Origin of the sequence: Streptomyces sp. C1-1 (assembly GCF_050214755.1) — a bacterium.
Classification (GTDB): Bacteria; Actinomycetota; Actinomycetes; order Streptomycetales; family Streptomycetaceae; genus Streptomyces.
This window is the reverse complement of sequence record NZ_CP189826.1, coordinates 2,232,590-2,259,242: the sequence shown is the minus strand read 5'-3', so window position 1 is coordinate 2,259,242 and position 26,653 is coordinate 2,232,590. Positions and strand designations below refer to the sequence as shown.

Here is a 26,653-nt window from a genome sequence, read left to right as displayed (position 1 = left end):
CGGTTGTACTGTGCCGGCACATCCCGTCGCCCGACGCCGTTCGGGAGCGCATCACGGCACCGGCCCGGTTGTCCGCAGCGGTACCGTCGGCCGCACGTCCGCCCGGCGGTTCCCCCTGGCCGCGGCCGTGGACTTCGCCACTGGCCGGCTGTCCGGAAACAGACCCCGTCACATTCCCCCAGCGCCGTCACAGGGAGCGGCGAAGTTCCTACACTGAGTGTTCGCCCCCACGGCGGGCGGGGGACGGGATCGGGGGGTCGCGTGGAGTCGACGGAGCCTGCGGGGGCGGACGCCACCGCTCCCTACTTCTTCCTCAGTTACGCCCACATCCCCTCGGTCCGCCCCGACGAACCCGACCCTGACCTGTGGGTTCACCGTCTCTTCCGCGACCTGTGCGAGCACATCCGCAACCTGACCGCGCATCCCGGTGCGCCCGGCTTCATGGACCGCTCCATGCAGGCCGGACAGATCTGGACCGAGGAACTGGCCGACGCGCTCGGCGGCTGCCGGGTCCTGGTCCCGCTGTACTCGCCGCGCTACTTCATCAGCCCTTGGTGCGGAAGGGAGTGGGCCGCCTTCAGCGACCGCCGGGTGCGCCACCGGGACCCGGAGGCGAGGGGCACGCCCAGCGCGATCGTGCCGGCCCTGTGGGCACCGGTGCCGGACCGCAGGCTCCCCGACTGTGTGAAGGAGGTGCAGTACGCGCAACCCGAACTCGGCGACCGCTACCGCACGTTCGGACTGTACGGGCTGGCCAAGCTCCACGCGTTCCGCCGCGACTACCAGAAAGCCGTGCTCCACCTGGCCCGGCGCATCGTCGAGGTCGGCGAGAACGTCATCGTCGAACGCGGCGACCCCGACGGCCTGAGCACGGCACCCGACGCCTTCACCGCACCGCCCGGCACCCCCTCACCGGCCGGCCGCAGACTGCGCATCAGCGTGGCGGCCGGCTGCCTCGGCCGGCTGCCCGAAGGACGCAGCACGCAGTACTACGGCCCCACGGCGCTGCACTGGAACCCCTACCACCCGGCGTCCGACCAGCCGCTCGCCCAGGTGGCCGCCGGCATCGCCACCCGCCTGGACTTCCGCGCCGATGTGAGTGAGTTCGACCATCGGGCCGCGCCCGCCGACGCCCCCGAGGTCCTGCTCATCGACCGCTGGCTGTTGCGCGACCCCGACCACCGCACCCGGCTCGGCGAGTACGACACCGGGGACGGACCACCGGTCGGGCTGGTCGTGCCGTGGAACGACGACGACCCCGACGGCGACGAGAGCGAACACGAACTGGCCGCGCAGTTGGACGCCACCCTCCCGCGCCGAGTGCGGCAGGGACGCGAGGCCTGCCGCGCCGCCGTGCGCGGTGTGCCCGACGAGAGGTCCTTCCGCGAGGTGCTGCCGCGGGTCGTGCGCTGGGCCGAGGGTCAGTACCTCAGAAGGGCCCAGTCCAGGACACCGCCCGGGCAGGCCACCCCGCGCTTCCGCCTCGGCGCCTCCGGCGGCTGGGCCCCGGCACCGCACCCGGAGGACGAGAAGGAGGCGCACGATGAGCGGGCGTGACGGGCAGGGCGGCCGCCGGGGCCGCATCGTGACGTTCTACTCGTACAAGGGCGGCACCGGCCGGACCATGGCCCTCGCCAACGTCGCCTGGATCCTCGCCGCGAACGGCAACCGTGTCCTGGCCGTCGACTGGGACCTGGAGGCACCCGGGCTGCACCGCTTCTTCCACCCCTTCCTCGACCCCGGCACCGTCGGCGCCACCACCGGAGTCGTCGACCTGCTCGGGGACTACGCATGGGCGGCCACCGGTGACGACCTCGATCCCGAGGAGCGCACCCCCGACTGGCATCGTGAGTACGCCCGCATCCAGCGCCACGCGGTCTCCCTCGACTGGGCGTTTCCGGAACCCGGCACGCTCGATCTGGTCTTCGCCGGACGGCAGAACCGCGACTACGCCTCGACGATCACCGCCTTCGACTGGGACAACTTCTACGACCGGCTCGGCGGTGGCCTGTTCCTCGACGCGCTGCGCGAGGACATGCGGAACACCTACGACTACGTCCTCATCGACAGCCGGACCGGCCTTTCCGACATCGCCGACATCTGCACCGCCCATCTGCCCGACGTCCTCGTGGACTGCTTCACCCTCAGCGACCAGAGCATCGACGGCGCCGCCGCTGTGGCCCACGACATCCACGAGCGCTTCCACGGCCGGCGCATCCGCGTGCTTCCCGTCCCCATGCGCATCGACGAGGGCGAGAAGGAGAAGGCCGACGCCGGACGCTCCCTGGCCAGGGCCCGCTTCGACGGGTTCCCGACCGGCCTGGACGAGGACGGGATCGCCGGCTACTGGGGGGCCGTCGAGATTCCGTACCGCCCCTACTACGCCTACGAGGAGACCCTGGCCGTCTTCGGTGACGAGCCGGGCCTGTCCACCTCCCTGCTGTCGGCGTTCGAGCGTCTCACCGGCGTGATCAGCGACCAGGCGGTCACCCGGCTGCCCCGCATGCCGGGGAGCGTGCGCGACAGCGTCCGCAAGAAGTTCAGCAGGGCCCGCATCCCGCTCCCCGCCGAGCTGCGGCTGAGCTATGCCGCCGAGGACCGGCTGTGGGCCGACTGGATCGCCGGCGTGCTGTCGCGGGCCGGGTTCAGGGTGCTGCCGACGTACGTGGGCAGCGACGGGGACGGTGCTGAACAGCCCGCCGACCGTACGGTCTTCGTGCTGTCACCGGCCTTCCAGCGCTCGGCGCGGGCCCGCCGTGTATGGCAGACCGCCACCGGCGGCGACCGTGCCGAGTGCCGTCAGGTCGTCGCGGTACGCGTCGGTCCGCAGCGCCCGGCCGGCGAGTTCGATCAGCAGCCCTGGCTCGACCTGGTGGGCAGCGACGAGCGGGACGCCGCGGCCGCTCTGCTCGGTGCCCTCGGCCGTCCCGCCCAGCCCGCGGACCGGCCCGACGGCGCGGCCGACACCGACACCCGCTTTCCCGGCACCGTGCCCCGGTTCTGGAACGCTCCGCCCCGCAACGCGCACTTCACCGGCCGCAACGCTCTGCTGGAGAGGCTGCGCGACGCGCTCGGCCACGGAGCCGTCGGCCGGACCGCCTCGCCGTATGTCCTGTACGGTCTGGGCGGCGTCGGCAAGACCCAGATCGCGCTGGAGTACGCGCACCGGTTCGCCGCCGACTACGACGTGGTCTGGTGGATCTCGGCCGAAGAACACGAGTACGTGGTGGACGGACTCGCGGAACTCGCCCGCCGACTGGGGCTGAGGACGGGAGACGATGTCTCCCAGAGCGCCAGGGACGCGCTCGACCATCTGCGCCAGGCGCCCGGCCTGCGCTGGCTCATGGTGTTCGACAACGCCGACGAGCCCGAGGAGGTCATGCGCCACTTCCCCGGCGGCACCGGGCATGTGCTGGTCACCTCCCGCAACCAGGCCTGGCTGCAGTACGTCGAGGTCCTGGAGATCGAACCCTTCCTCCGCGAGGAGAGCGTCGAACGCCTGCTGCGCCGGGCCCCGGACCTGCGGCTCGACGACGCCGAGTTGGTGGCCGCCGCGGTCGGCGACCTGCCCCTCGCCCTCGACCAGGCGGCCGCCTGGCTCGCCGAGACCGGTACCCCTGTCGACACCTATCTCGCCGAACTGGAGCGGCAGGCCGCGCAGGTGATGTCCTTCGGCCGGCCCGCGAACTACCCCCAGCCCGTCGGTGCCACCTGGAACGTCTCCATCGAGCGCCTCAGGGAACACTCCCCGGCCGCCGTACGCCTCCTTCAGCTGTGCGCCTTCTTCGGCACCGAACCGATCTCCATGAAACTGCTGTACAGCGATCCGATGGTGAGCGTCCTGGCCGCGGAGGATCCCGCATTGCAGGAGAGGCTGTTCGTGGGCCGGGTGATCAGGGAGATCGGCCGGTTCGCCCTGGCCAGGGTGGACTCGGCCACCCAGTCGATCCAGGTGCACCGGCTCGTGCAGGCGGTGATCCGCTCCGCGCTCACGGAGCAGGAGCAGGCGGAGGCCAGGCACACCGTGCACCGCATCCTGGCCGCCGCCCGACCCTCGGGCAACGAGCCGGTCGACGACCCGGAGAACGGGCCCCTCTTCGCGGCGATCTGGCCGCACCTGGAGGCCTCGGACGCGGCCGACTGCGACGCCCCGGAGACCCGGCAACTGCTCATGGACCGGGTCCGTCATCTGTGGCGGCGCGGTGACCTGAACGTCGCCCTCGCGCTCACCGATGACCTGCGCACCCGGTGGCAGCGCCGGTTGTCCGAGAGCCGGGACACGGCGCTGCAGACCCAGCTTCTGCGCCTGCAGACCCAGACCGGCAACGTCCTGCGCTCCCTGGGCCGATACACCGAGGCGGCGGAACTGGGCTTCGCCACGCTGGCCGGGCAGCGCGCCCTGCTGGGGCCGGGCCATCCGCACATCCTGATGACGGCCACCGCGCTCGCGGCCGACCTCGGCAGCCTCGGCCGTTTCGACGAGGCCCTGGAACTGGCCACCGAGGCCCACACGGGTTTCGAGGAGCTCTTCGGCGAGAACCACCCCCGCACCCTGAGCGCACGCAACAACCTCGCCCTGTGTCTGCGCCTCCTCGGCCGCTACGGCGAGGCCCGCGCCCTCGACGAGGAGATCTACGAACGCCGCCGCACCCTCCTCGGCAGCGCGCACCCGCACACGCTGTTCACGCTCACCAACCTGGGACGCGACCTGCGCGAGACGGGCCACTACGAGGAATCGGTGTCGGAACTGAGCACCAGCCACGAGTTGTACAGGGAGCTGTTCGGCGAGGACCACCCGGAGACACTGCGCACCGCCAAGAGTCTCGCCGTCTCCCTGCGCAGGGCGGGCATGGCCGACGGGGCCCGCGTCCTCACCGAGCAGACGCAGGAACACCACCGGCTGCGCGCGACGCCCCCGACCACGCCGGACGTGCTGGACTGCACGCTGAATCACGCCTGCGACCTGTACGCCACCGGCGCCCCGGAACGGGCTCTGGACCTGGCGCAGGACATCGTGGGGCAGTACCGGGCAGCGCTCGGCGAACGCCATCCGGCGACGCTGGCCGCCGTCAACAACCTCGGCATCTTCATGGACGGTTCGGGTGCGGCGGACCAAGCCCGGCTGCTGCTGGAGCGGAACCTCGCCACCCTGCGCACCGTCCTGGGCGAACACCACCCCTGCACGCTGGCCTGCTCGGTCAACCTGGCCAACGTGCTGGCGCGGCTCGGTGAGCCGGCCGGGGCTGAAGCACTGGAACGGGCGGCCGTCGCCGGCTTCCAGGCGGCCGTCGGAGCCCGGCACCCCGACACCGTCGTCGCCCGCGCCAACCTCGCCCTCACACTGCGCACCCTCGGCCGCGTCCCCGAGGCCGATCAGCTGAGGGCGAGCGCGCTGGCCGACTTCGAGCACATGCTCGGCGAAGGACATCCGCACACGGTGAGCGTGCGCGAGGGCAGGCGCATCCACCAGGATCTGGAGCCGCCGCTCATCTGAAGGGCCGCGCTCAGCCGAGCTCGTGCGGGTCGCTGCGCACCGACACCAGGTCGAGCAGGCGGACGGAGGCGTTCTGCGCGAGCGGCGTGAAGCGGTTGTGCACCGCGCGGAACGTCTTCTCCGCCTGTTCCGCCGGCCAGTCGTCCGGGAGGTGCTTGACCGGCAGGCGTGGGTCGCGGCGGATGATCTCCAGCCACTCGGCCTGGAGGCGCAGGCGCAGCACGAGGGCCTCCTCGGCCTCGGGCGAGCCGGTCTCCCAGAGCCGCCAGCGGCGTACGAACTCCGCGTAGCGCGCCGCCAGTTCCGCCAGCTCCCACGTCTCCTCGATCATCGCGCCGATGTCCATCCCGGCGTCGGCGTGCGCGCGGAAGACCTTGACGTGCGCGGAGAGGCCGAGCTCGGACACCAGTTCCGAGACGTCGACCTCGCCGGGCGCGATCCACAGGCCGCTGAACAGGGGGCCGAAGCCGCTCCAGGTGAGCTTGGAGCGCAGGTCGTGGCGCTGGCGCTGCCAGGACTCGGGGAGGGAGAAACCGAGGAGGGTCCAGGTGCCGTCCCAGTCGCGGTTGACGGCACCGGTCTGCCAGATGCGGTGCTCGCCGTCCCGCAGGACCGCCGTCGAGTGCTCGGTCAGTCCGAAGTACATCCGGCGCCCCTCGCGCTGGCGCCGCAGCAGGCCGCGCTTGACCATCCGGGTCAGCGTCGAGCGGGTCGCCTGCTCGCCGATCCCGGCGCGCTCGAAGACGTCGATGACGCTGCCGGAGTACACGCAGACGTCCCGCCCGAGCACCTGGTCTCCCAGGAACGTCAGCAGCAGGGACTGGGGCCGCAAGGACGATTCCTCACCGTTCATGCGGCCCACGGTACGACGTCACCGATCAGTACGGCTCAGCCACCTGCCACGTCGACGAAGATCGGGTTCGAGTAGAACCACGTGTCCGCCCACGGGTCGCCGTTCCCGGGCTCGTGCGGGACCGGACCGTTCGGGTCGATCGCGGCGCCCAGGTAGCCCGCGCCGTGCCGGTTGCCGTCGCTGCCGCGCAGCCGGACGTAGAAGGACTCGTCCCCGGCGGTGAGCGGGACGCGCAGGGTGTACGTCCCCTCGCGGCCGGAGACGTCCTTCGTCCGTACGACCCGGGTGTCCGGCGCCTGCCAGGTGTCCCGGTCGGACACCGGACCGCGCACCGCGCCCCGGATCACGTCCACGTGCGCCAACTCGGGCAGAATTCCCTGCGGGTTGGCCCGGGAGGCCGTCGTGACGGTGACGTACAGCGTGATCCTCTCGCCCTTGCGGACGCGGAGCCGGCCGCCGAGCGTGACGCCCCGGCCGGCGTCGCAGTCCCGCTTCAGCCGGACGTCCAGCCCGTCCAGCAGGTGCCCGTGGTCCAGCCAGACCCGGCCCGCGCGCAGGCCCGCCATCACGGCGCGGTAGCCGTAGCGGGTCACGCCGACGTGGGTGCGGCTGAACTCGCCCGGCCAGAAGTCGCTTCCGGGCTGCGGGGTGTCCGTGTTCACGGGGTCGGGCAGCTTGCCGGTGTTGTCGAAGTTCTGCCCGGCCGGCCAGTCGCCGTTCTTCCAGGTGTCGAAGACCGTGCGGTGGTTGTCGGAGTTGGTGGTGATCGTGAACAGGCGGCCCTCGGCCAGCATCGAGTCCCACAGGCCGCCGACCGTCGCCGTCGCCCAGTCGAAGCCGCCGTACGTGAGGTACGCGTCCGCCGGGTAGCCCGCCCAGGACTGTGCGGTCGGCTTGTTCTCGTACTCGCCGCGGATCGAGGTGGCGCCGCGCCAGCCGGGGATCGCGGCACCCTGCGCGCCGGGCGCGCCCTCCATGCCGATCACGATCTCGGGTGCCGCGTCCCGCCAGTTGCGCATCTCGTGCGGGGAGTCGATGCCCAGGCGCAGCGGGTGGTTGGCGAGGACGAGGACGTCGTCGACGTATCCCGAACGGCGTTGCTCCGCGAGCCACTTGACGGCCTTGACGGCGTGCGCCTCGTTGCGCGCGGTGTCCGCGGCACCGGCGGAGCCCTCGGTGTAGTTCAGCAGCTTGCCGTCGTAGGCGAGCTCGAACTGGGTGAGCAGATCGGTCTCGTGGGGCCCGGGAGCCGCGAACACCGTGCAGTGCTCGGCCGCCGGGATGTACCACTCCAGGCCCTGGAAGATCAGCTGACGCGGGTTGTCCGCGCGGGCCTTGAGGATCTCGGCGTGCTCCAGCTGCGCGCCGTAGCGGGCGTGCCCGAAGTTGGAGTGCTCGTTGAACACCATCCAGTCCAGGCCGTACTTCGCCGCGGCCCGCGCCTGCTGGGAGAAGGTGTACTTGGCGTCGTGGCTGTAGACGGAGTGCACGTGGTGGTCGCCGACCAGGTAGGCCAGGCGCGGGTCGTCGCCGCCGAAGCCCTTCCCGTCGGAGGAGGCGGCGAAGGCGGGCGTCGCCGCCGGGCCGAGGGCGAACGCGGCGCCGAACAGGCCCGCTCGGCGCATGAGCTGACGACGGGAGACGCCCTGGGCGTCGAGGTCGGCGGGGGAGACGGACGGGTCGGCCCAGGCGGGCAGCTGCTGCTCGGTCATGATCTTGGGAAGGTCCTCTGGGAAGGGCGTCAGTGGGTCATGAAGGAGGTGACGGGCAGCGCCCGCGAGACGATCCGGACGTCGCCGAGGCGCCCATGCAGGATCTGGTCGATCTTGTCGGCGTAGGTGTAGCCGCCCAGCAGCCACGGCTCTCCGACCGAGGTGATCCCGACGGCGGACGCCTTGGGGTTGCGGACCACCGGGCAGCCCTGGACGTACATCGTGGTGTGCCTGCCGTCGTTGACGACGGCGAGGTGCCACCAGGTCTCCAGCGGAGTCTCCTGGCCCCAGTTGGTGGCGATGCCCTCCTGGTCGAGCGGGCGCATGGCCCACTGCGGCTCGCGGTCGTTCGACAGCGACAGGGTGGCGAGCGGCTCGTCGGGGTCGTCGCCGGTCTTGCCCGCCGCGCCGCCCGTACCCCGTCGACTGACCAGTCCCGCCCAGGCGTTGTGGTCCGGGTCCCAGTCGGCGGGCATCCGGTAGAACACCTCGATGGTGTAACCGTCCCTGAACACCGACGAGTTGAGCGGCGCCGTGTCGACCGTCTGCAGATAGGCGCCCTTCAGCGGCGACTTGTAGCCGCTGAACTCCAGGCTGCCGTGACCCGGTTGGTCCGGGTGGTGGTCGGCCGACCAGCCGAGCGTGCCGCCGCCCACCGACACCACGGTGAGGTCGTTGCCGTTGCCGGACAGGTCACGGACCGTGCCGGAGACCGCCGCGTCGAACCGCCAGTACGCGGCCGTGCCCCGGACCAGCATCTGCGAGGCGGGCCGCGCCGGGCGCGCCGGCACCGGGTCGAAGCCGGAGAAGCGGTCGGCGAAGTCGATGCCGACGGAGAAGCGGTCGGCGTCACCGCTGAGCTCGATCTCCTGCCGCTCCAGCTCGTTGAGGCCCTTCTTGGCCCGGCCGAGGATCCACGGCGAGACCGTCTCGACGTCGATGACACCCCGGTCCAGGTCGAAGCGGTAGAGGCGGATCATCGCCGCGCCGCCGAAGTAGCGATTCTGGTAGTTCGTCAGGTGCAGGTGCACGTCGTTGCCGGCCGCGTTCTTGCGGGTCGCCCGGCCGGCCGGCCAGTAGTGGCCGTTGAGGGTGAGGAAGATCTGGTCGTGGTCCTCGACCAGCCGGTCCCACAGCTGTTGGCCGTAGGCCGAAAACCGGTCGTCCTCGACGACGAGTTCGTGCGTGGTGAGGACCACCGGCGTCTTCGGGTGCCGGGCGAGCACGTCCTTCGCCCACGCGTAACCCTGCGCCGAGAGCCGCCAGTCCAGCGCGAGCACCATCCACTCGCGGCCGGCCGCCTGGAAGAGGTGGTAGGTGTTGTAGCCGTCGTCGGACGCCCCGCCGAACGTCTTCTTTCCCTTGAAACGCTGCGGCCCGAACGCGTCCAGGTACGGCGTCGCACCGCGCTGGTCGGTCGTCGAGGACCTCACGTCGTGGTTGCCGGCGAGCACGCTGTAGCCCACTCCCTTGCGGTCCAGCAGCTCGAACGCCTCGCTGACCGCGGCGAATTCGGCCGGGGCGCCGTTCTGGGTGAGGTCGCCGAGGTGGGACAGGAAGACGATGTTCTCGTCCTTGCCGTGCTCCAGCAGGTAGCGCAGCGAGGCCTCGATCGGTGCCGGGTCGATGCTCGGCCCGTCGAAGAGGTACTGGGTGTCCGGCATCACCGCGAGCGTGAAGCGACGGCTCTCGGTGTCGGGCCGCCAGCTGCTCGCCGACGCCGCCTCGGCCACGGCCGGCAGGGCGACCCCGGCGGTGGCGGCGGCGCCGAGCAACGCGGTGGCCCGGAGGAAACCGCGTCTTCCGGCACCGGCCTGCGTGGCCTCGCCCTGGTTGTGGTCATGCGAAGTACACACGTGTGCTCCGTGAGAGGTGACATGAGCGAATGAGCGGGGAAAGGCGCGGGGGGTTCGTGGGGTTTCGTGGGGTTTCGTGGGGGTTCGTGGGGGTTCGTGGAGGTTACAGAACGCGCAGCGTCCAGCTCCAGCGGTGGACGCCCGGGGCGATTCGGTAGGAGGGGAAGGTGTCGGGGCCGCACGAGGCCGTGCCCAGACCCCGGTGCGCCGCGTCGATGTGCACGACACAGCCCGGACGCGGCACCAGCTCGTCGTGGTGCCGTGCCGCGGTCAGGTCCTCGGCCCGGTACCGGGTGACGGAGAGCTGCCGCGGTTCGTCCAGCACGACCGCGAGGCCGGTGGCGTCCGGCGCCGACAGCGTGAACCGTCGTACACCGTGCCGGCCGCCGCTCTCCTGCGGACGGAGATAGGGGGTGAACGTCGCCTCGACCGGCAGCGCGTGATGGCCGACGGGCGCTCCCGCGCTCCGGTCGGGGTACGACTCCCAGGGTCCCTGCCCGAACCACTCCAGCAGGTCCGGTCCCGGCGCCGTCTCGAAGACCGTGCCGACCCGCGCCACGTCGTCGAACTCCTCGGGCAGCTCCGCCTCCTCGTCGATCCGGATGCCGCCCTCGACCCGCGTGAACACCTGCCGGTGCCGCACCACGCCGACCGTGCCGGCGTACTCGGCGTCCACGGTCACCCGGCCGCCGTCCGACCGCACCGACACGACCTTGCGGACGAGCGAGTCCAGCCCCCAGGTACGCCAGCGCGGAGCCATGCCGCCGAGTTCGTCGTTGTCGGTGGGCGCCCGCCACAGCGACAGCGTCGGCGCGGCCGTCAGTGACGGGTGGACCAGCAGGCCCTCGCCGTCGACCTCGACGGACCCGTCCACGACGGCGTCCTCGGGGGCGGCCGGCCCGCGCAGGCGCACCTGCGGTACGCACACCTCGGTGCCGCGCGGCGCCCACGGCTGGTCCTCGGCGGTTCTCACCCGCAGCGTCAGCCAGGCCTCGCCGCCGTCGCGGGGCAGTTCGAAGGGCAGCGGCACGGCGGCCGTCTCGCCGGGCCTGAGGCCGGGCAGGTCCGCGGGCGCGGTCAGCGTACGGCCGTCGGCGAGGGACAGCTCCCACTCGCCGGCCAGCCAGTCCAGGCCCCGGAAGTGCTGGTGGTTGCCGAGGACGACGCCCTCGTGCCGGAAGCACTCGATGCGCACCGGCGCCGCGATCTCGCGGTGCTCGTACAGCGCGGGCTTGGGGGTGCGGTCGGGGAAGACGACCCCGTCCGCGATGAAGGCGCCGTCATGGATCGTCTCGCCGAAGTCGCCGCCGTACGCCCAGCGATGGCCCGGCGCGGCGACACCGTTGTCATGGAGTCCGGCGCCCCCACGCCCGACCGGTCTGCCGTCGTTCACACGCTGGAGGATGCCGTGGTCCCAGAACTCCCAGATGAACCCGCCCTGAAGACCCGGCGTGGACTCGATGGCCGCCCAATGGTCGGCGAGCGTGCCGTTGCTGTTGCCCATGGCGTGGGAGTACTCGCACTGGATGAGCGGCCTGGTCTGCCGGCCCGACAGGGCGTGGGCGACGCAGTCCTCCAGCGGGGCGTACATGGGGCAGGCGATGTCGGAGCAGTCGTCCGTGGCCGCCCAGTCGAGCTTGGCCGCGCCCTCGTACTGCAGGGGCCGGGTCGGGTCGTGCCGGCGCACCCAGCCGGCCGCAGCGTCGTGGTTGGCGCCGTAGTCGGACTCGTTGCCCAGCGACCAGACGATGACCGACGGGTGGTTCTTGTCGCGCAGCACCATCCGTGAGACCCGGTCGACGAAGGCGTTCAGGTAGCGCGGGTCGTCGGCGATCTCGTGGGCGTGGTCGTGGGACTCGATGTCCGCCTCGTCGACGACGTAGAAGCCGAGTTCGTCGGCGAGGTCGTACAGCGCCGGGTCGTTCGGGTAGTGGGAGGTGCGGATCGCGTTCAAGCCGAAGCGCTTGAGCAGGACCAGGTCCGCGCGCATGTCGTCGTACGACACCGTCCGGCCGGTCAGCGGATGGAAGTCGTGCCGGTTCACGCCCCGGATGTACACGCGCTCGCCGTTGACCAGCAGGTCCCGGCCCGCGATCTCGACGTCGCGGAAGCCGACCCGGTGGTGGGAGGCGTCGGCGACCGTGCCGTCGGGGCGGTACAGACGGACGGTGAGGCCGTACAGCTCGGGCGTCTCGGCGTTCCAGGTGCGCACTTCCGGTACGAAGCCGTGCACGCGGGCCTCGCCGAGGAAGTCGGAGACCCGGTCGTCCTCGACGTTCACCCGGTCGAACTCGCCGTCCTGCGGGAGGAGCCGGCCGTCCAGTTCGGCGCTCACGTACCAGCCGCCGGGCAGCGCGCCGCGCGCGTCGCGCACCAGGCAGTCGATGCGCAGCTCGCCGTCCTGCCGCGCCCTGACACTCACGTCGGCGAGGTGCAGCGGATCGGTCGGGTACAGCAGCACCGACCGGGTGACGCCGCCGTGCCACCACTGGTCCTGGTCCTCGATGTGCGAGGCGTCCGACCACTTCACGACCGTGAGCCGGACGGCCGACCGCTCGCCGGGGCGCACGACGTCGGTGAGGTCGAACTCGGCGGCGAGGTGGGAGTCCTTGGAGACGCCGACGGGCCGCCCGTCGACATGCACCAGCAGCACGCTCTCGGCGGCCCCGACCTGGAGCACGATCCGCCGCCCGGCCCACTCGCCGGGCACGTCCACGTCACGCTCGTACACCCCCGTCGGGTTGGCGGCCGGGGAGTGCGGCGGGAAGTCGGGGAACGGCATGCGGACGTTGGTGTACTGCGGCAGGTCGTCCGTGCCCTGGAGGGTCCAGGCGCCGGGGACGTACGACGACGACCACGCACCGCCGGCCGGCGCGTCCGGAGCGGGCAGCAGCTGGAAGCGCCAGTCGCCGTCCAGGGAGAGGGCTCCGGAACGCCGGTCGACGGCGTTCATGGGCAGGCGCCCCCAGGAGGTCACCTCGGGCGCCTCCCAGGGGCGGAGGGCGATCAGGGGATCGGCGGGGCGGGGCGCGGGGGATGCGTCGGTCATGACCGTTCCGAAGTCGGGGGTGAGGTGAGTGACAGGGGGCCGGCGAGGACCCGGCCCGGCAGTCCCCAGGCGGGGTCGACGGGGACGCCGAGCCGGTCCAGGACGGTAGGGGCGATGTCGACGAGGCGGGGCGTGTCGAGCCGGGTGCCGCCGGGCATACCGGGCTCGGCGAGGACGACGAACACCTCGCGCTCGGCACGGGTGTCCCCGCCGTGGCCACCGGCGTCGAGGTGTCCGTGGTCCGTGGTGACCAGTACCGTCCAGTGCTCGTCGGCCCGGGAGAGGTCGCGGCGCCGGTCCTCGACGGCCGCCAGCAGCCACCCGAGATGCGTGTCCTGGGTGAGCAGGGCCCGTTCGTAGGCGGTGCTGAACGGGCCGGTGGAGTGGGCGGCCTCGTCGGTGGCGCCGAAGTACACGAACACGGCGTCCGGGTCCTCCTCGGTGAGCCAGCGCACGGCGGTGCGGGCGACCAGGCGGTCCGCGGTGCCGTAGCCGTCGGACTCGCCGTCGAAGCGCACCCGCCGGCCGATGGCGGGGCCGAGGACGCCGCGGTGGACCAGCTCCGGCCAGGACACCGCGGCGGCGGTGCGCAGACCGGGCCGGGCGGCGACGGCGCGGCTGAGGAAGTCGGGGTAGCGGGCGTAGTCGGCGCCGTCGAAGTCGTTGCCCCTCACCCCGTGCCGGTCGGGCCACACGCCGGTCAGCACGCTCGACCAGCCGGGCCCGGAGTCGGTGTAGGCCATGCTGGTCCACGGCCCGTTCTCGGCCTGGCCGTCCATCTCGCCATAGGGCAGCAGGCTGGTGCCGTGCGCGCCCGCCGCCATCAGGCCGTGCAGCACCGGTGCCGTGGCCGGCGAGCGGGTGAGCCGGTCGTAGCGCAGCCCGTCCATCCCGACCACGAGCACCTTGCCGCGCCCCGGCCGACCTCCGTACGTCACCGCCCACCCCTTTCTCCTGACACCGGGTCAGGTGCCCTGTACCGCGCCTTCGGTGGCGCCCGCGATGAATCCGCGGGCGAAGATGCTGAAGACGATGACCAGTGGGAGCGCCGCCATCAGCACACCGGCCATGACCATGCTGTAGTCGGTGGTGTGGCCGACGTTGAGCTGGGCGAGTTCCACCTGGAGGGTCACGTGCCCGGGGTCGGTGAGCACGACGAGCGGCCAGATGTAGTCGTTCCAGCAGTTGACGAAGGCGTAGATGGCCAGGAAGGACAGCGCGGGCCTGATCATCGGCAGCGCGATGTTCCAGTACTGACGGAAGAACCCGGCGCCGTCGATGCGCGCGGCGTCGAGGAGTTCGTCGGGCACGCCGTTCTGGATGTACTGGTGCAGCCAGAAGATGCCGAAGGCGTTGGCGAGGGAGGGCAGGGCCAGCGCCTTGAGCATCCCGACCCAGCCGATCTTCGACATGAGGATGAACTGCGGCAGGATCGCCAGCTGCAGCGGCAGCATCATGAACAGCAGCAGCGTGCCGAAGAGCAGTTTGCGGCCGGGGAAGTCGAACTTGGCGAAGGTGAAGGCCGCCAGGGAGTCGATGAACAGCACCAGGACGGTGGTGACGGTCGCGACCATCACCGTGTTGAGCATCGACCCGAAGAAATCGATGGTGTTCAGCACATGCCGGATGTTCTCCAGCAGATGGGAGCCGAAGGTGAACTTCGGCGGGCTCTTGTAGATGTCCTGCGTGGTGTTGGTCGCCATGATGATCGTCCACGCGAACGGGAAGATCGAGATCAAGACGGCCACGACGAGGACGACGTGCGCCGTCAGGCCCTTGGGGCGGCGCAGCCGCCTGCCGCCCGTGGCCGGCAGTGCGGTGTCCGGAGCCGTCATGGCTTCCTCCCTCGTGTGGTGATGCGCCAGTTGACGGCGACGAGGACGATGATCAGGACGAAGAAGGCCCACACGATGGCCGCGCCGTAGCCGTAGTCGTTGTTGAGGAAGGCCGACTGGTAGAAGTACAGCAGCGTGGTCAGACCCGCCTGGCCCGGGCCGCCGAGGTTGGCGTTGGCGGCGTTGCTGGCGAACAGGACCTGCGGTTCGCTGAAGCTCTGCAGGCCGTTGATGGTCGAGATGATGACCGTGAACAGGATGATCGGCCGCATGATCGGGATCGTGATCTGGAAGAACGTGCGGATCGGGCCCGCACCGTCCATCTTCGCCGCCTCGTAGATCGAGTCCGGTATCGCCTGGAGGCCGGCCAAGTAGATGATCATGTTGTAGCCGGTCCACTGCCAGGTCATCAGCAGGGAGATGACCACCTTGATCAGCCACGGGTTGCTCAGCCACGGCACCGGCGAGATGCCGACCACGCCCAGAATCGCGTTGACCAGACCGAAGTTGTTGCTGAACACCGCGCCGAAGAAGATGGCCACGGCGACGATCGAGGTCACGTTCGGCACGTAGAGGGCTATGCGGTAGAAGCCCTTGAAGCGGCGCACCGAGTGCAGCAGCGTGGCCAGTATCAGGGCGCCGAACAGGGTCGGCACGGTGGACAGCACCCAGATCACCAGGGTGTTGCGGATCGACAGCCAGAAGACCGGGTCGTCCCACAGGAACCGGAACTGCTGCAGGCCCACGAACTGCATGGTGCCCATGCCGTCCCAGCGCTGGAAGGCCAGGTACAGCGAGTAGAAGACGGGGAAGAAGGAGAAGGCGGCGAAGATCAGGTAGAAGGGCGAGATCGCGAGGTACTGCCGCCAGTACGACAGCAGCCCGCGACGCTTCGGCCGAGCGGTGCCCACGGGCGTGGCGCGCCGTGGGCGGAACCGGGCCGGGCCCGGCCCGCCGCGGTGCCGGGGCACCGTGGCGGGACCGGTGACCGGAGGGGACGTCACCTCAGTTCACCCCCTGCCGCCGGGCGATCTGCTTGGCCTGGCTGACCGCGTCCTTCCAGGCGTCGTCGGGCTTCTTGCCCTTGGCCTCGATGTTGGTCAGTTCCGTCTTGTAGGGGGCCATGACAGCGGCGTCGGCCGGGGCCTCGTACGCGGTGGGCACGGCCTTGGCGGCCGGCCCGAAGATCTCGATGATCTTCTGTCCGCCGAAGAAGGCGTCGGGGCCCGTCATGGCCGGCATGGTGTAGGCGGCCGGGGCGGCGGGGAAGATGGCGGCGTCGGTGAAGCCGCGGGCGTCGTTGGCGGGGCTGAGGATCCAGCTGATGATCTTGAACGCCTCTTCGGGGTTGCGGCACTGCTTGGGCAGGGCCAGGTAGGAGCCGCCCTGGTTGGCCGGGCCGACGGGCATCGCGCACACCCGCCACTTGCCCTTGGTCTGCGGTGCGGCCTGCTCGATGTCCAGCGCGTGCCAGGCCGCGCCGAGCTCGGTGAGGAGGCTCTTGCCGACGGCGGCGTTCCAGGTGTTGTCGTTGATCTTGGCGTCGAGACCGAGGGTGTAGGGGCGCACCGACGTGGTCCATGCGGCGCGGATGTGGTCCTGGTCGCCGATGAAGTGGTTGTTCTTGTCGATGAACCGCTGCGTGCCCTGGCCGACGGTCATGTCGAACATGGAGCCGAGGTTGTTGACCAGGTAGGTGCCGGGGTTCTTCTTCTGCAGCTCGGTGCCGAGCTGGAAGTAGTCCTCCCAGGTCTTGACCAGGGCGGCGACCTTGTCGGGGTCGGTGGGCACCCCGGCCTTGGCGAACAGGTCCTCGCGGTAGAAGAGCGCGGTGGGACCGATGTCGATCGGGAACCCGATCTGCTTGCCGTCCTCGGTCCGGGCGAGCTTGGTCTTCCATTCCAGGTACTGGGGCGCGAGCTTCTTGAAGCCCAGGTCGTTCAGGTCCAGGAAGCGGTTGGCGTTGGGCAGGAAGGACGCGATGTCCTCGCCCTTGATGCCGGTGATGTCGGGCACCGAGGTGCCCGCCGCGAGGGTGGTGGTGAGCTTCTGCTTGAAGTCGCCGCCTATGGACGCGGTGGTGAGCGTGACCGCGCTGCTGAAGTGGGTCTTCGCCTCCGCGACCACCTTGTCGCTGAGCGCGCCGCCCCAGTACCACAAGGTGAGGTTCTTGCCGTTCTTGGTGCCGCCCGAGCCCGATCCGCCGCCGCAGGCGACGGTCAGTCCGGACGCGGCCGCGGTCAGCGCGGCGGCCTGGAGGAAGCCTCTACGAGAAAGGTCCACGGGTCACTCCTGTTGTTCCTGTTCGTGGTGCTGAGGGGCGTTGGGACTGTGGGGCCGTTGTGAGGGTCAGTGCTGCCGTGCGGGCGGGGTGACCGGGGCGTGGCGCACCGGCGGGCCGACGTCCACCGGGAGGCGGTCGGCCAGGAAGCCGTAGGCGTGCCGCAGGCCGGGATCGGTCAGTGAGCGCCACCAGCGGTCGACGCCGTACCAGCCGGGGGCGGCGAGCGCGCCGCCGTGCCGCTGGACGGACAGCCCGGCCGCGAGGACGGCGAACCGCAGCCGTTCCTCGAGCGGCCAGCCGTCGAGGGAGGCCGCGACGAAGCTCGCGCCGAAGACGTCACCGGCGCCCGTCGCGTCCAGCACGTCGACCGCGAGGGCCGGTACCTCCGCGTACTCGCCGGTGGTCTGGTCGACGGCGACCGCGCCGGCCCCGCCCCGGGTGACCACGGCCACGGGCACGAGCTCGGAGAGCGTGCCGAGGGCCGCGACCGCGCTGTCGGTGCGGGTGTAGGCCATCGCCTCGGTCTCGTTGGGGAGGAAGGCGTGGCACAGCTTGAGCTGGTCCAGCAGGTCGGTGGACCATTCCTGGGTGGGGTCCCAGCCGACGTCGGCGTAGATGTGGGTGCCGTTCGCGGCGGCCCGGCCGAGCCACTCGCGCGGTTCGGCCTCGATGTGCACGAGGGCCGTGCGGGCCTCGGGCGGGTCGCCCATCAGCGCGTCCTGCGAGTACGGGGGTTCCTGGCCGTGGGTGACGAGCGCCCGGTCGTCGCCGGCGGCGAGCGAGACGGTGACGGGGGTGGGCCAGCCGTCCGCGGTCCGGGAGAGCGAGAGGTCGATGTCCTCCTGGTCGCACAGGACGTCCCGGCAGTACTCGCCGTAGAAGTCGTCGCCGAAGACCGTGGCCAGCGAGGTGCGCAGACCGAACCGGGACGCGGCCACCGCGAGGTTGGCGATGCCTCCGGGACCGCAGCCCATGCCGGCCGTCCAGATCTCCTCGCCCGGCGTGGGCGGCTTCCCCAGCCCCGTGAGGACGAGGTCGTAGAAGAGCAGCCCGGTCAGCAGCACATCGGGCCTGTCGTCGTCCACGGGAGCGCCTCTCGTCAAAACCCGTCAATTTCGATGACGGGAATCGTGCGCTGATCCATGAGATTGGTCAATACCCGAGCAGAAGTGAGCATGGATTTGATTGAAGATGACGAGTAGTGTGCACGCCGTGCTGGCAGAACGACGACACCAACTCATCCTGCGGGCCCTGCGCTCCGGCGGCCCCGCGTCCGTGACCGATCTCTCCGAGCAGCTGGGTGTGAGCCCCGCCACGATCAGGCGCGACCTGGTCAAGCTCGAGGAGGACGGGCTCCTCACGCGTGTGCACGGCGGCGCCGTCGTGGAGGAGGGCGACCAGCCCTTCGCCGAGGTCGCCGAGGTCCGGGTGGCCGAGAAGGACGCGATAGCCGAACGGGCCGCGGCCATGGTCGCCGACGGCCAGTCGGTGCTGCTGGACATCGGCACCACGGCCTACCGGCTCGCCCGCCAGCTGCACGGCCGTCGGCTGACGGTCATCACCAGCAACCTGGTCGTCTACGAGGAGCTCGCCGACGACGAGGGCATCGAGCTGGTCCTGCTCGGTGGCATGCTCCGCCGCGAGTACCGCTCCCTGGTCGGCTTCCTCACCGAGGACAACCTGCGCCAGCTCCACGCCGACTGGCTCTTCCTCGGCACCAGTGGAGTGCGTCCTGGTGGGCAGGTGATGGACACGACGGTCGTCGAGGTGCCGGTGAAGCGGGCCATGATCAAGGCCAGCGACAAGGTCGTCCTGCTCGCGGACGCCGCCAAGTTCCCGGGTACGGGCATGGCGAGGGTCTGCGGTCCCGAGGACCTGGATGTGGTGGTCACGAACGCCCCGGCCGACCCGGTGACCCGCTCCTCCCTGGAGGAGGCGGGCGTCGAGGTGGTCGTGGCAGGAAAGGTGCGAGAGTGAAGCTGACGATTCTGGGCGGCGGCGGGTTCCGCGTGCCGCTCGTGTACGGCGCCCTCCTGGGCGACCGCGGCGAGGGCAGGGTCACCGAGGTCGTGCTGCACGACCTGGACTCCGGCCGGCTCTCCGCGGTGACCCGGGTCCTCGCCGAACAGGCCGCCCGGGTCGCGGACGCGCCCGCGGTGACCGCCACGACCGACCTCGACGAGGCCCTGCGCGGCGCCGACTTCGTGTTCTCGGCGATCCGCGTCGGCGGCCTGCAGGGGCGGGCGGACGACGAACGGGTGGCCCTCGCGGAGGGCGTCCTCGGGCAGGAGACGGTCGGCGCGGGCGGCATCGCCTACGGCCTGCGGACCGTTCCCGTCGCCGTCGACATCGCACGGCGGGTGGCCCGGCTGGCCCCCGACGCCTGGGTCATCAACTTCACCAACCCCGCCGGCCTGGTCACCGAGGCCATGTCCCGCCACCTCGGCGACCGCGTCATCGGCATCTGCGACTCGCCGGTCGGCCTCGGCCGCCGTATCGCCCGGGTGCTCGGCGCGAACCCCAAGGAGGCCTGGATCGACTACGTCGGCCTCAACCACCTCGGCTGGGTGCGCGGCCTGTACGTCGCGGGACGTGACGAGCTCCCGCGCCTGCTCGCCGACCCCGACCTGCTCGGCTCCTTCGAGGAGGGCAAGCTCTTCGGCACCGACTGGCTGCGCTCCCTCGGCGCGATCCCCAACGAATACCTTCACTACTACTACTTCAACCGCGAGGCCGTCCGCGCCTACCAGCAGGCCGAGCGCACCCGCGGCGCCTTCCTGCGCGACCAGCAGGCCGGCTTCTACGAGCAGGTCGGGCGCTCGGACGGCTCCGCCCTGGAGATCTGGGACCGCACCCGCGCCGAGCGCGAGGCGACGTACATGGCCGAGAACCGGGAGACGGCCGGCGCCGGCGAGCGCGACGCCGACGACCTCTCCGGCGGCTACGAGAAGGTCGCCCTCGCCCTGATGCGGGCCATCGCCCGCGACGAACGCACCACCCTGATCCTCAACGTCCGCAACCGCACCACCCTCTCGGTGCTCGACTCCGAGGCGGTCATCGAGGTGCCCTGCCTGGTCGACGCCAACGGTGCCCACCCGGTCGCCGTCGACCCGCTGCCCGACCACGCCACCGGTCTGGTCTGCGCGGTCAAGGCCGTCGAGCGCGAGGTCCTGGCCGCCGCCGAGTCCGGCTCCCGCGCGACGGCCGCCAAGGCATTCGCGCTGCACCCGCTCGTCGACTCCGTGAACGTGGCCAGACGTCTGGTCGAGGGCTACACCGCGGTCCATCCTGGCCTCGCGTACCTTAGGTGACCGGCACCTGGAAAGCGCTTTCCAGGTCCTCCCCAGCCACTCCCGCCGCCGCCTCCCTGGAGACTCCTGATGCACGACGAACGCCGCCGGATCGAGGAGCGCGCCGAGCGCCTCCACACCCAGCGCATCAAGCCCGCGCTCTACGCGGCCACCGTCCCGATGACGGTCGAGTCCTGGCAGGCGCCGGGCGAGCCCGTCTCCTTCGAGGAGGCCGCGTCCCAGCGCTACGCGCCCTTCGCCATGGACACCCCGTGGGGCCCGCCGTGGGGCACGACCTGGTTCCGGATGAGCGGGCAGGTGCCCGCCGAGTGGGCCGGCCGGCGCGTCGAGGCGGTCATCGACCTCGGCTTCGTCGGCGACTGGCCCGGCAACCAGGCCGAGGCCCTGGTCCACCTGCCCGACGGACGCCCGCTGAAGGCGGTCAACCCGCTCAACCAGTACGTGCCCGTCGCCAACCCGGCACAGGGCGGCGAGCCGATCGACTACCTGGTCGAGGCCGCCTCCAACCCCGACATCCTCGCGAACAACTTCAGCGCGCCGACCCAGCTGGGCGACGTCCTCACCGCCGGCGACAAGCCGCTGTACACCTTCCGGCGCGCCGACCTCGCCGTCCTCGACGAAGAGGTCTTCCACCTCGACCTCGACCTGCAGGTGCTGCGCGAGCTGATGGTGGAGCTCGGCGAGCACGACCCGCGCCGGCACGAGATCCTGCACGCCCTCGACCGCTCCCTGGACCTGCTCGACCTGGACGACGTCGCCGGCTCGGCCGCCGCCGTGCGCGAGGCCCTGCGGCCGGTGCTGTCCAAGCCCGCCAACGCCAGCGCCCACGTCATCTCCGGTGTCGGCCACGCCCACATCGACTCCGCCTGGCTGTGGCCCATCCGCGAGACCAAGCGCAAGACCTCCCGCACCTTCTCCAACGTCACCGCGCTGGCCGACGAGTACGAGGAGTTCGTCTTCGCCTGCTCGCAGGCCCAGCAGTACGAGTGGGTGCGCGACAACTACCCGCACGTGTGGGCCCGCATCCAGGAGTCGGTGAAGAAGGGACAGTGGGCGCCGGTCGGCGGCATGTGGGTGGAGTCCGACGGCAACCTGCCCGGCGGCGAGGCCATCGCCCGCCAGCTCGTCCACGGCAAGCGGTTCTTCATCGAGCACTTCGGCATCGAGACCAAGGGCGTCTGGCTGCCCGACTCCTTCGGCTACAACGCCGCCTACCCGCAGCTCGCCAAGCTCGCCGGCAACGAGTGGTTCCTCACCCAGAAGATCTCCTGGAACCAGACCAACACCTTCCCCCACCACACCTTCTGGTGGGAGGGCATCGACGGCACCCGCATCTTCACCCACTTCCCGCCGGTCGACACCTACAACGCCCGCTTCAGCGGCGAGGAGATGTCCCGCGCGGTGCGCAACTACGCCGAGAAGGGCAACGCCACCCGTTCCCTCGCCCCCTTCGGCTGGGGCGACGGCGGCGGCGGACCCACCCGCGAGATCATGGAGCGGGCGCGCCGGCTGGCCGACCTGGAGGGCTCGCCCAAGGTCGTCGTCGAGCACCCGGACGAGTTCTTCGCCAAGGCCCGCGAGGAGTACCCGGACGCCCCGGTCTGGGTCGGCGAGCTCTACCTGGAGCTGCACCGCGCCACCTACACCTCGCAGGCCCGCACCAAGCAGGGCAACCGGCGCAGTGAACACAAGCTCCGCGAGGCGGAGTTGTGGGCGACCACCGCCGCGCTGCACGCGCCGGGCTACGCCTACCCGTACCAGAAGCTGGACCGGCTGTGGAAGACGGTCCTGCTGCACCAGTTCCACGACATCCTGCCGGGCTCCTCGATCGCCTGGGTGCACCGCGAGGCGGAGGCCGAATACGCGCGTGTGGCCGAGGAGTTGGAGGCCCTGACCGCCGAGGCGGTGGCGGCGCTGGGCGACGGCGGCACCCGGGTGTTCAACACCAGCCCCTTCGACCGCGCCGAGGTCATCCGCACGGCGACGGGCTTCCCGACGTTCGTCGAGGTGCCGGCCAACGGCAGCGCGCCGGTCGCGGCGGCCGAACCCCCGGCCCCCGTCACGGTGAACGGCCGGGTCCTCGACAACGGCCTGGTCCGGGTCGAGGTCGCCGAGGACGGCACGCTCTCGTCCGTCTTCGACCTCAGGGCGAACCGTGAGGTCCTCGCCGAGGCGGGCAACCTGCTGCGCCTGCACACCGACCTGCCCAACTACTGGGACGCCTGGGACGTCGACAAGCACTACAAGAACCGCTACACGGACCTGCTCGACGCCGACTCCGTGGAGATCGTCGACGAGGACCCGCTGCTCGGCTCGATCCGCGTCACGCGCTCCTTCGGCAAGGGCTCGAGGATCGTCCAGACGATCACGCTGCGCGCCGGCAGCGCCCGCATCGACTTCGAGACGGACATCGACTGGAACGAGGCGGAGAAGTTCCTCAAGGCGGGCTTCCCGGTCGACATCCGCGCCCCGCACTCCTCCGCGGAGATCCAGTTCGGCCACATCCAGCGGCCCACGCACACCAACACCAGCTGGGAGGCGGCCCGTTTCGAGGTCTCCGGCCACCGCTGGGTGCACCTCGCCGAACCCGGCTACGGCGTCGCGGTCATCAACGACTCCACCTACGGCCACGACGTCTCCCGCACGGTCCGCGAGGACGGCGGTACGACCACCACGGTCCGCCTCAGCCTGGTCCGCGCCCCGCGCATCCCGGACCCGGGCGCCGACCAGGGCCGCCACCGCCTCACCTACTCCCTGCTGCCCGGGGCGAGCATCGAGGACGCGGTTGCCGAGGGCTACGCCCTCAACCTCCCGCTGCGGGTGGCCGATTCGGGGGGTGTGCCGGAACCGGTCGTCTCCGTCGACGGCGAGGGCGTCACCGTCGAGGCCGTGAAGCTGGCCGACGACGAGTCCGGTGACGTCGTCGTCCGGCTCTACGAGTCCCGCGGCGGCCGCGCGACCGGCGTCCTGCGCACCGGCTTCCCGCTGGCCGGCGCCCAGGTGACCGACCTGCTGGAACGCCCCCTGGAGGACGCCGAGATGGCCGACGGCGGCGTCCCGGTCTCGCTGCGCCCCTTCCAGATCCTGACTCTCCGGCTGCGACGGGGCTGACTCATGGCGATGCAACCGTGGTTCACCGACGCCAAGTTGGGGATCTTCGTGCACTGGGGCATCTACGCCGTCGACGGCGTCCAGGAATCCTGGTCGTTCTACGACGACATCGTGCCGCACGAGCAGTACATGTCCCAGCTGGAGCGGTTCACGGGTGCCCGCTACGACCCGAAGGCGTGGGCGGACCTGTTCGCCCGCGCCGGGGCGAGGTACGCGGTGCTGACGAGCCGTCACCACGACGGCGTTGCCCTGTGGGACACCGCGTACGGCGACCTCGGCCTCGGGAAGGACTACCTCGGCCCCTACGCCGAGGCCCTGCGGGACAAGGGCCTCAAGGTCGGGCTCTACTACTCCCACTCCGACTGGAACCACCCCGACTACGCCTCCACGCGCAAGCCGGGCCGCCCGCCGGAGCAGGAGGACAACCGCTACTCCGAAGTGGCGGCCGAGGACGAGGACCTGGCGGCCTGGGAGCGGTTCATCGCCTACCGGGACGGCCAGATCCGCGAGCTGGCCTCCCGCTACCGTCCCGACCTGATGTGGTTCGACGGCGAGTGGGAGCGCAGCGAGGAGCAGTGGCGCATCCCCGAACTGGCCGCGCTGGTGCGGTCGTACGTCCCAGACGTCGTCTTCAACGCCCGCATGCTCGGCGAGGGCGACTACGCGACGCCGGAACAGGGCGCGCCCGTCGTGCCGCCGCAGGGCCCGTGGGAACTGTGCCTGACGATCAACGACTCGTGGGGCTACCAGCACCACGACCACAACCACAAGTCGCTCGCGCAGCTGATCCGCTACTTCACCGAGACGATCGGCGGGGGCGGCAACCTGCTCCTCGACGTCGGACCGATGGAGGACGGCACCATCCCGCAGCCGCAGGTCGAGCGCCTGGAGGGACTGGGGGAGTGGATCCGCCGGCACGCGGAGGCGGTTCATGGCACGGTGCGCGGCATGCCCGCCGGGCACCACTACGGGCCCAGCACCCTCTCCGCCGACCGCCGCACCCTCTACCTCACCCTCTTCGACGTCCCGCGCGCCGAGATCGGGGTACGGGGTCTGGCCACCGAGGTCCGCGGGGTCAGGGTGGTCGGCACCGGCACCGGCACCGAGCTCGGCCACCGGGTCGTCGGCGGCCTGCACGAGGCGGTCGGCGTGCTGTGGATCGACCCACCGCCGGCGGCCGACCTCGACCCGTACGCCACCGTGCTCGCCGTCGAACTGGACGGAGAGCTGGAGCTGTACCGGGGATCGGGCCGGTCCTGATTTCCATCGAATCTCAAGAAAGCGGTAAAAGCCCTGGTCGCAGAGGCCGAGGCCGAACTGCCGCCCCGTCTGACGGGGTTGGCGCAGGAGTGGGGGTATCCGGTCGGGACACCCCCACTCCGGTGACACTGATCGGCCCAGCCGGTCGACGATCGGCTCAGCCGGTGAAGCCGGCCGTGATCGAGCTGAACTGCCAGTTGTTCTGGCTGATGCCGGAGCAGTTGCTCACCACGCCGCCGCCCGGGCACGGCCGGTCGCGGTTGACCGACCAGAACGCGAGCCGCGCGATGTGGTGGGAGTTGGACCAGTCCTTGATCTGGGTCCAGATCGCCGGAGTGGTGTTCTCCTGCTGGTCGGACAGACCGTTCATGCCGGAGATGCCGATGTGCGCGTAGGCGGTCGCGTCGTCCCATCCGAAGGTCGACTTCAGCTTCGCCTTCAGACCCTCGGCCGCGTTCACGGTGTTGCCGTACATGTCCGAGCCGCCGCCGAAGTCGAACGGCATGATGGTGAAGACGTCGATGTTCGCGCCGAGCGACTGGGCCTGCTCGATGAGCCGGTTGCCGTAGTACGTCGGCCCGGTGGTGGACGTACCGAAGGTGACGATCGTCTTCAGGCCGGGGTTGTTGGCCTTGACGGTCTTCAGCGCGGTCAGGATCTTCGCCTGCACGGCCTCGTTCTCGAACTCGTCCGTGTTCTCGATGTCCATGTCGACGGCCTTGAGGCCGTAGGCGTCGATCACCTTCTGGATGGCCCCGGCGAGCGCGCTCGCGGAGGAGCAGTTGGCGCCGAGCTTGCTGCCCTGCCAGCCGCCGAACGACGGCACGATGTCACCGCCGGCGGAACGGATCTGGTTGATGGCGGTCTGGTCGACGCCGCCGGTCAGTGACCGGCTGCCGTCCCAGGCCGGGGTGCAGCCGCCGGAGTCCAGCACGAACGCCATCGTGAACCACTTGACGCCGGTCGCGCTCATCACCGTCGACGGGTTCGGCGGATCGCCCCAGCCCTCGTACAGGTACGGCGCGGCCTGCTTGAAGCCGGTCCCGCCCCCGCCGCCCGCGTCGGTCGTCACGCTCACGGAGTTGGAGGCGCCGGAGGTGTTGCCGGCCGCGTCCCGCGCCTTGACGGTGAAGGTGTAGCTCGTGCTGGGCGACAGGCCGCTGACCGTCGCGGACGTGCCGGAGACGGAGAGCACGTTGTTGGAGCCGCTGTAGATGTCGTAGGCCGTGACCCCGACGTTGTCGGTCGAGGCGTTCCACTTCAGCGACACGCTCGACGACGTCTTGCCCGTGGAGGTCAGCCCGGTGGGCGTGCTGGGCGCCTGGGTGTCCCCGCCGCCTCCGCCCCCTCCGGGTCCGTCGAGGCTGATGTCGTCGGCGTAGTAGGTTCCCTGCGCGTACCAGCCGTGCACATAGATCTGCGCGCTGGTCTGCGAGGCCCCGGTGGTGAACGAGACGCTCAACTGGCTGTACGCCGACGGCGAGGTGGTCCAGGTCGACGCACCGCCGTTGACGCCCAGGTAGACGTAGGAGCCGCGCACCCAGCCGCTGAGCGAGTACGTGGTGTTCGGCTGCACCGACACGGTCTGGGTGCACTGCGCGTTGTCGCTGTCGCTCACCGCGCCCTGCAGTGCCTTGGAGCCGCCGTGCACGGGTGAGGAGACGACCGAGCCGAGGTTCCCGGTGCAGGTCCACGGGGACAGGGTGCCCGACTCGAAGCCGGGGTTGGTCAGGATGTTGGCCGCCTGGGCCGTGCCCGGGAGGGCGATGGCTCCGGCGAGCGCGAGAGCGGCGGAGCCGACCAGGGCGAGGAGCCGGTGTCTGGAACGTCTGAGTGTGTTGCGCACGCGATCTCCCTGGAGGAATGGGGGTGTTCGGGAGTGCAGAGA

General features: G+C 71.0%; 16 protein-coding genes. 6 read left to right on the top strand and 10 right to left on the bottom strand.

The window, feature by feature from the left end:
* Nucleotides 1-261 precede the first annotated feature (261 nt).
* Together ACQF4J_RS10330 and fxsT are read left to right on the top strand one after the other, a co-directional pair.
* Nucleotides 262-1,557, top strand: a complete 1,296-nt coding sequence (locus ACQF4J_RS10330) for a TIR-like protein FxsC (RefSeq protein ID WP_427165504.1) — start codon at nt 262-264, stop codon at nt 1,555-1,557.
* Nucleotides 1,544-5,494, top strand: coding sequence for an FxSxx-COOH system tetratricopeptide repeat protein (gene fxsT, locus ACQF4J_RS10325; RefSeq protein ID WP_427165503.1), 3,951 nt, complete (start codon nt 1,544-1,546; stop codon nt 5,492-5,494). The genes ACQF4J_RS10330 and fxsT overlap by 14 nt, the downstream gene beginning before the upstream one ends.
* Nucleotides 5,495-5,504: 10 nt before the next feature.
* Here the strand turns inward: fxsT and ACQF4J_RS10320 are convergent, their stop codons facing one another.
* From ACQF4J_RS10320 to ACQF4J_RS10280, 9 genes are all read right to left on the bottom strand, one after another.
* Nucleotides 5,505-6,347 carry a PaaX family transcriptional regulator gene (locus ACQF4J_RS10320; RefSeq protein ID WP_351571895.1) on the bottom strand — a complete coding sequence of 281 codons (843 nt, stop codon included), beginning with the start codon at nt 6,345-6,347 and terminating at the stop codon, nt 5,505-5,507.
* A 35-nt stretch (nt 6,348-6,382) separates the two neighbouring features.
* The gene (locus ACQF4J_RS10315) at nt 6,383-8,059 is read right to left on the bottom strand and encodes a histidinol-phosphatase (RefSeq protein WP_427165502.1); all 1,677 of its coding nucleotides are present in this window, start codon (nt 8,057-8,059) and stop codon (nt 6,383-6,385) included.
* A 29-nt stretch (nt 8,060-8,088) separates the two neighbouring features.
* Nucleotides 8,089-9,915, bottom strand: a complete 1,827-nt coding sequence (locus ACQF4J_RS10310; RefSeq protein WP_427165501.1) for a LamG-like jellyroll fold domain-containing protein — start codon at nt 9,913-9,915, stop codon at nt 8,089-8,091.
* A gap of 103 nt (nt 9,916-10,018) precedes the next feature.
* On the bottom strand, nt 10,019-12,964 hold the full coding sequence (locus tag ACQF4J_RS10305; RefSeq protein WP_427165500.1) for a glycoside hydrolase family 2 TIM barrel-domain containing protein: 2,946 nt from the start codon (nt 12,962-12,964) through the stop codon (nt 10,019-10,021).
* Nucleotides 12,961-13,902 (bottom strand): alkaline phosphatase family protein, encoded by a 942-nt coding sequence (locus ACQF4J_RS10300; RefSeq protein ID WP_351805778.1) that lies wholly within the window; start codon nt 13,900-13,902, stop codon nt 12,961-12,963. The genes ACQF4J_RS10305 and ACQF4J_RS10300 overlap by 4 nt, the downstream gene beginning before the upstream one ends.
* 27 nt (nt 13,903-13,929) lie before the next feature.
* Nucleotides 13,930-14,799: a carbohydrate ABC transporter permease gene (locus ACQF4J_RS10295; protein ID WP_351571880.1), complete on the bottom strand. Its 870-nt coding sequence runs from the start codon at nt 14,797-14,799 to the stop codon at nt 13,930-13,932.
* Nucleotides 14,796-15,680 carry a carbohydrate ABC transporter permease gene (locus tag ACQF4J_RS10290; protein ID WP_351572043.1) on the bottom strand — a complete coding sequence of 295 codons (885 nt, stop codon included), beginning with the start codon at nt 15,678-15,680 and terminating at the stop codon, nt 14,796-14,798. Before ACQF4J_RS10290 ends, ACQF4J_RS10295 begins: the two co-directional genes overlap by 4 nt.
* A 124-nt stretch (nt 15,681-15,804) precedes the next feature.
* Nucleotides 15,805-17,082, bottom strand: coding sequence for an extracellular solute-binding protein (locus ACQF4J_RS10285; RefSeq protein WP_427165499.1), 1,278 nt, complete (start codon nt 17,080-17,082; stop codon nt 15,805-15,807).
* Nucleotides 17,083-17,148: 66 nt separating this feature from the next.
* Nucleotides 17,149-18,168: a carbohydrate kinase family protein gene (locus ACQF4J_RS10280; RefSeq protein ID WP_351571873.1), complete on the bottom strand. Its 1,020-nt coding sequence runs from the start codon at nt 18,166-18,168 to the stop codon at nt 17,149-17,151.
* 127 nt (nt 18,169-18,295) lie between these two features.
* Here ACQF4J_RS10280 and ACQF4J_RS10275 point away from each other — a divergent pair, with 127 nt between their 5' ends.
* The 4 genes from ACQF4J_RS10275 to ACQF4J_RS10260 all read left to right on the top strand — a co-directional run bounded on the left by ACQF4J_RS10275 (nt 18,296) and on the right by ACQF4J_RS10260 (nt 24,765).
* Nucleotides 18,296-19,060, top strand: coding sequence for a DeoR/GlpR family DNA-binding transcription regulator (locus tag ACQF4J_RS10275; RefSeq protein WP_351572040.1), 765 nt, complete (start codon nt 18,296-18,298; stop codon nt 19,058-19,060).
* Entirely contained in the window at nt 19,057-20,394 is a 1,338-nt protein-coding gene (locus ACQF4J_RS10270) for a 6-phospho-beta-glucosidase (RefSeq protein WP_351571870.1), read from the top strand. Before ACQF4J_RS10275 ends, ACQF4J_RS10270 begins: the two co-directional genes overlap by 4 nt.
* A gap of 69 nt (nt 20,395-20,463) precedes the next feature.
* Nucleotides 20,464-23,505, top strand: a complete 3,042-nt coding sequence (locus ACQF4J_RS10265) for an alpha-mannosidase (protein WP_427165498.1) — start codon at nt 20,464-20,466, stop codon at nt 23,503-23,505.
* 3 nt (nt 23,506-23,508) lie between these two features.
* Nucleotides 23,509-24,765: an alpha-L-fucosidase gene (locus ACQF4J_RS10260; RefSeq protein WP_351805774.1), complete on the top strand. Its 1,257-nt coding sequence runs from the start codon at nt 23,509-23,511 to the stop codon at nt 24,763-24,765.
* A gap of 157 nt (nt 24,766-24,922) precedes the next feature.
* Here the strand turns inward: ACQF4J_RS10260 and ACQF4J_RS10255 are convergent, their stop codons facing one another.
* Entirely contained in the window at nt 24,923-26,611 is a 1,689-nt protein-coding gene (locus ACQF4J_RS10255; RefSeq protein WP_351571861.1) for a carbohydrate binding domain-containing protein, read from the bottom strand.
* Nucleotides 26,612-26,653 lie beyond the last annotated feature (42 nt).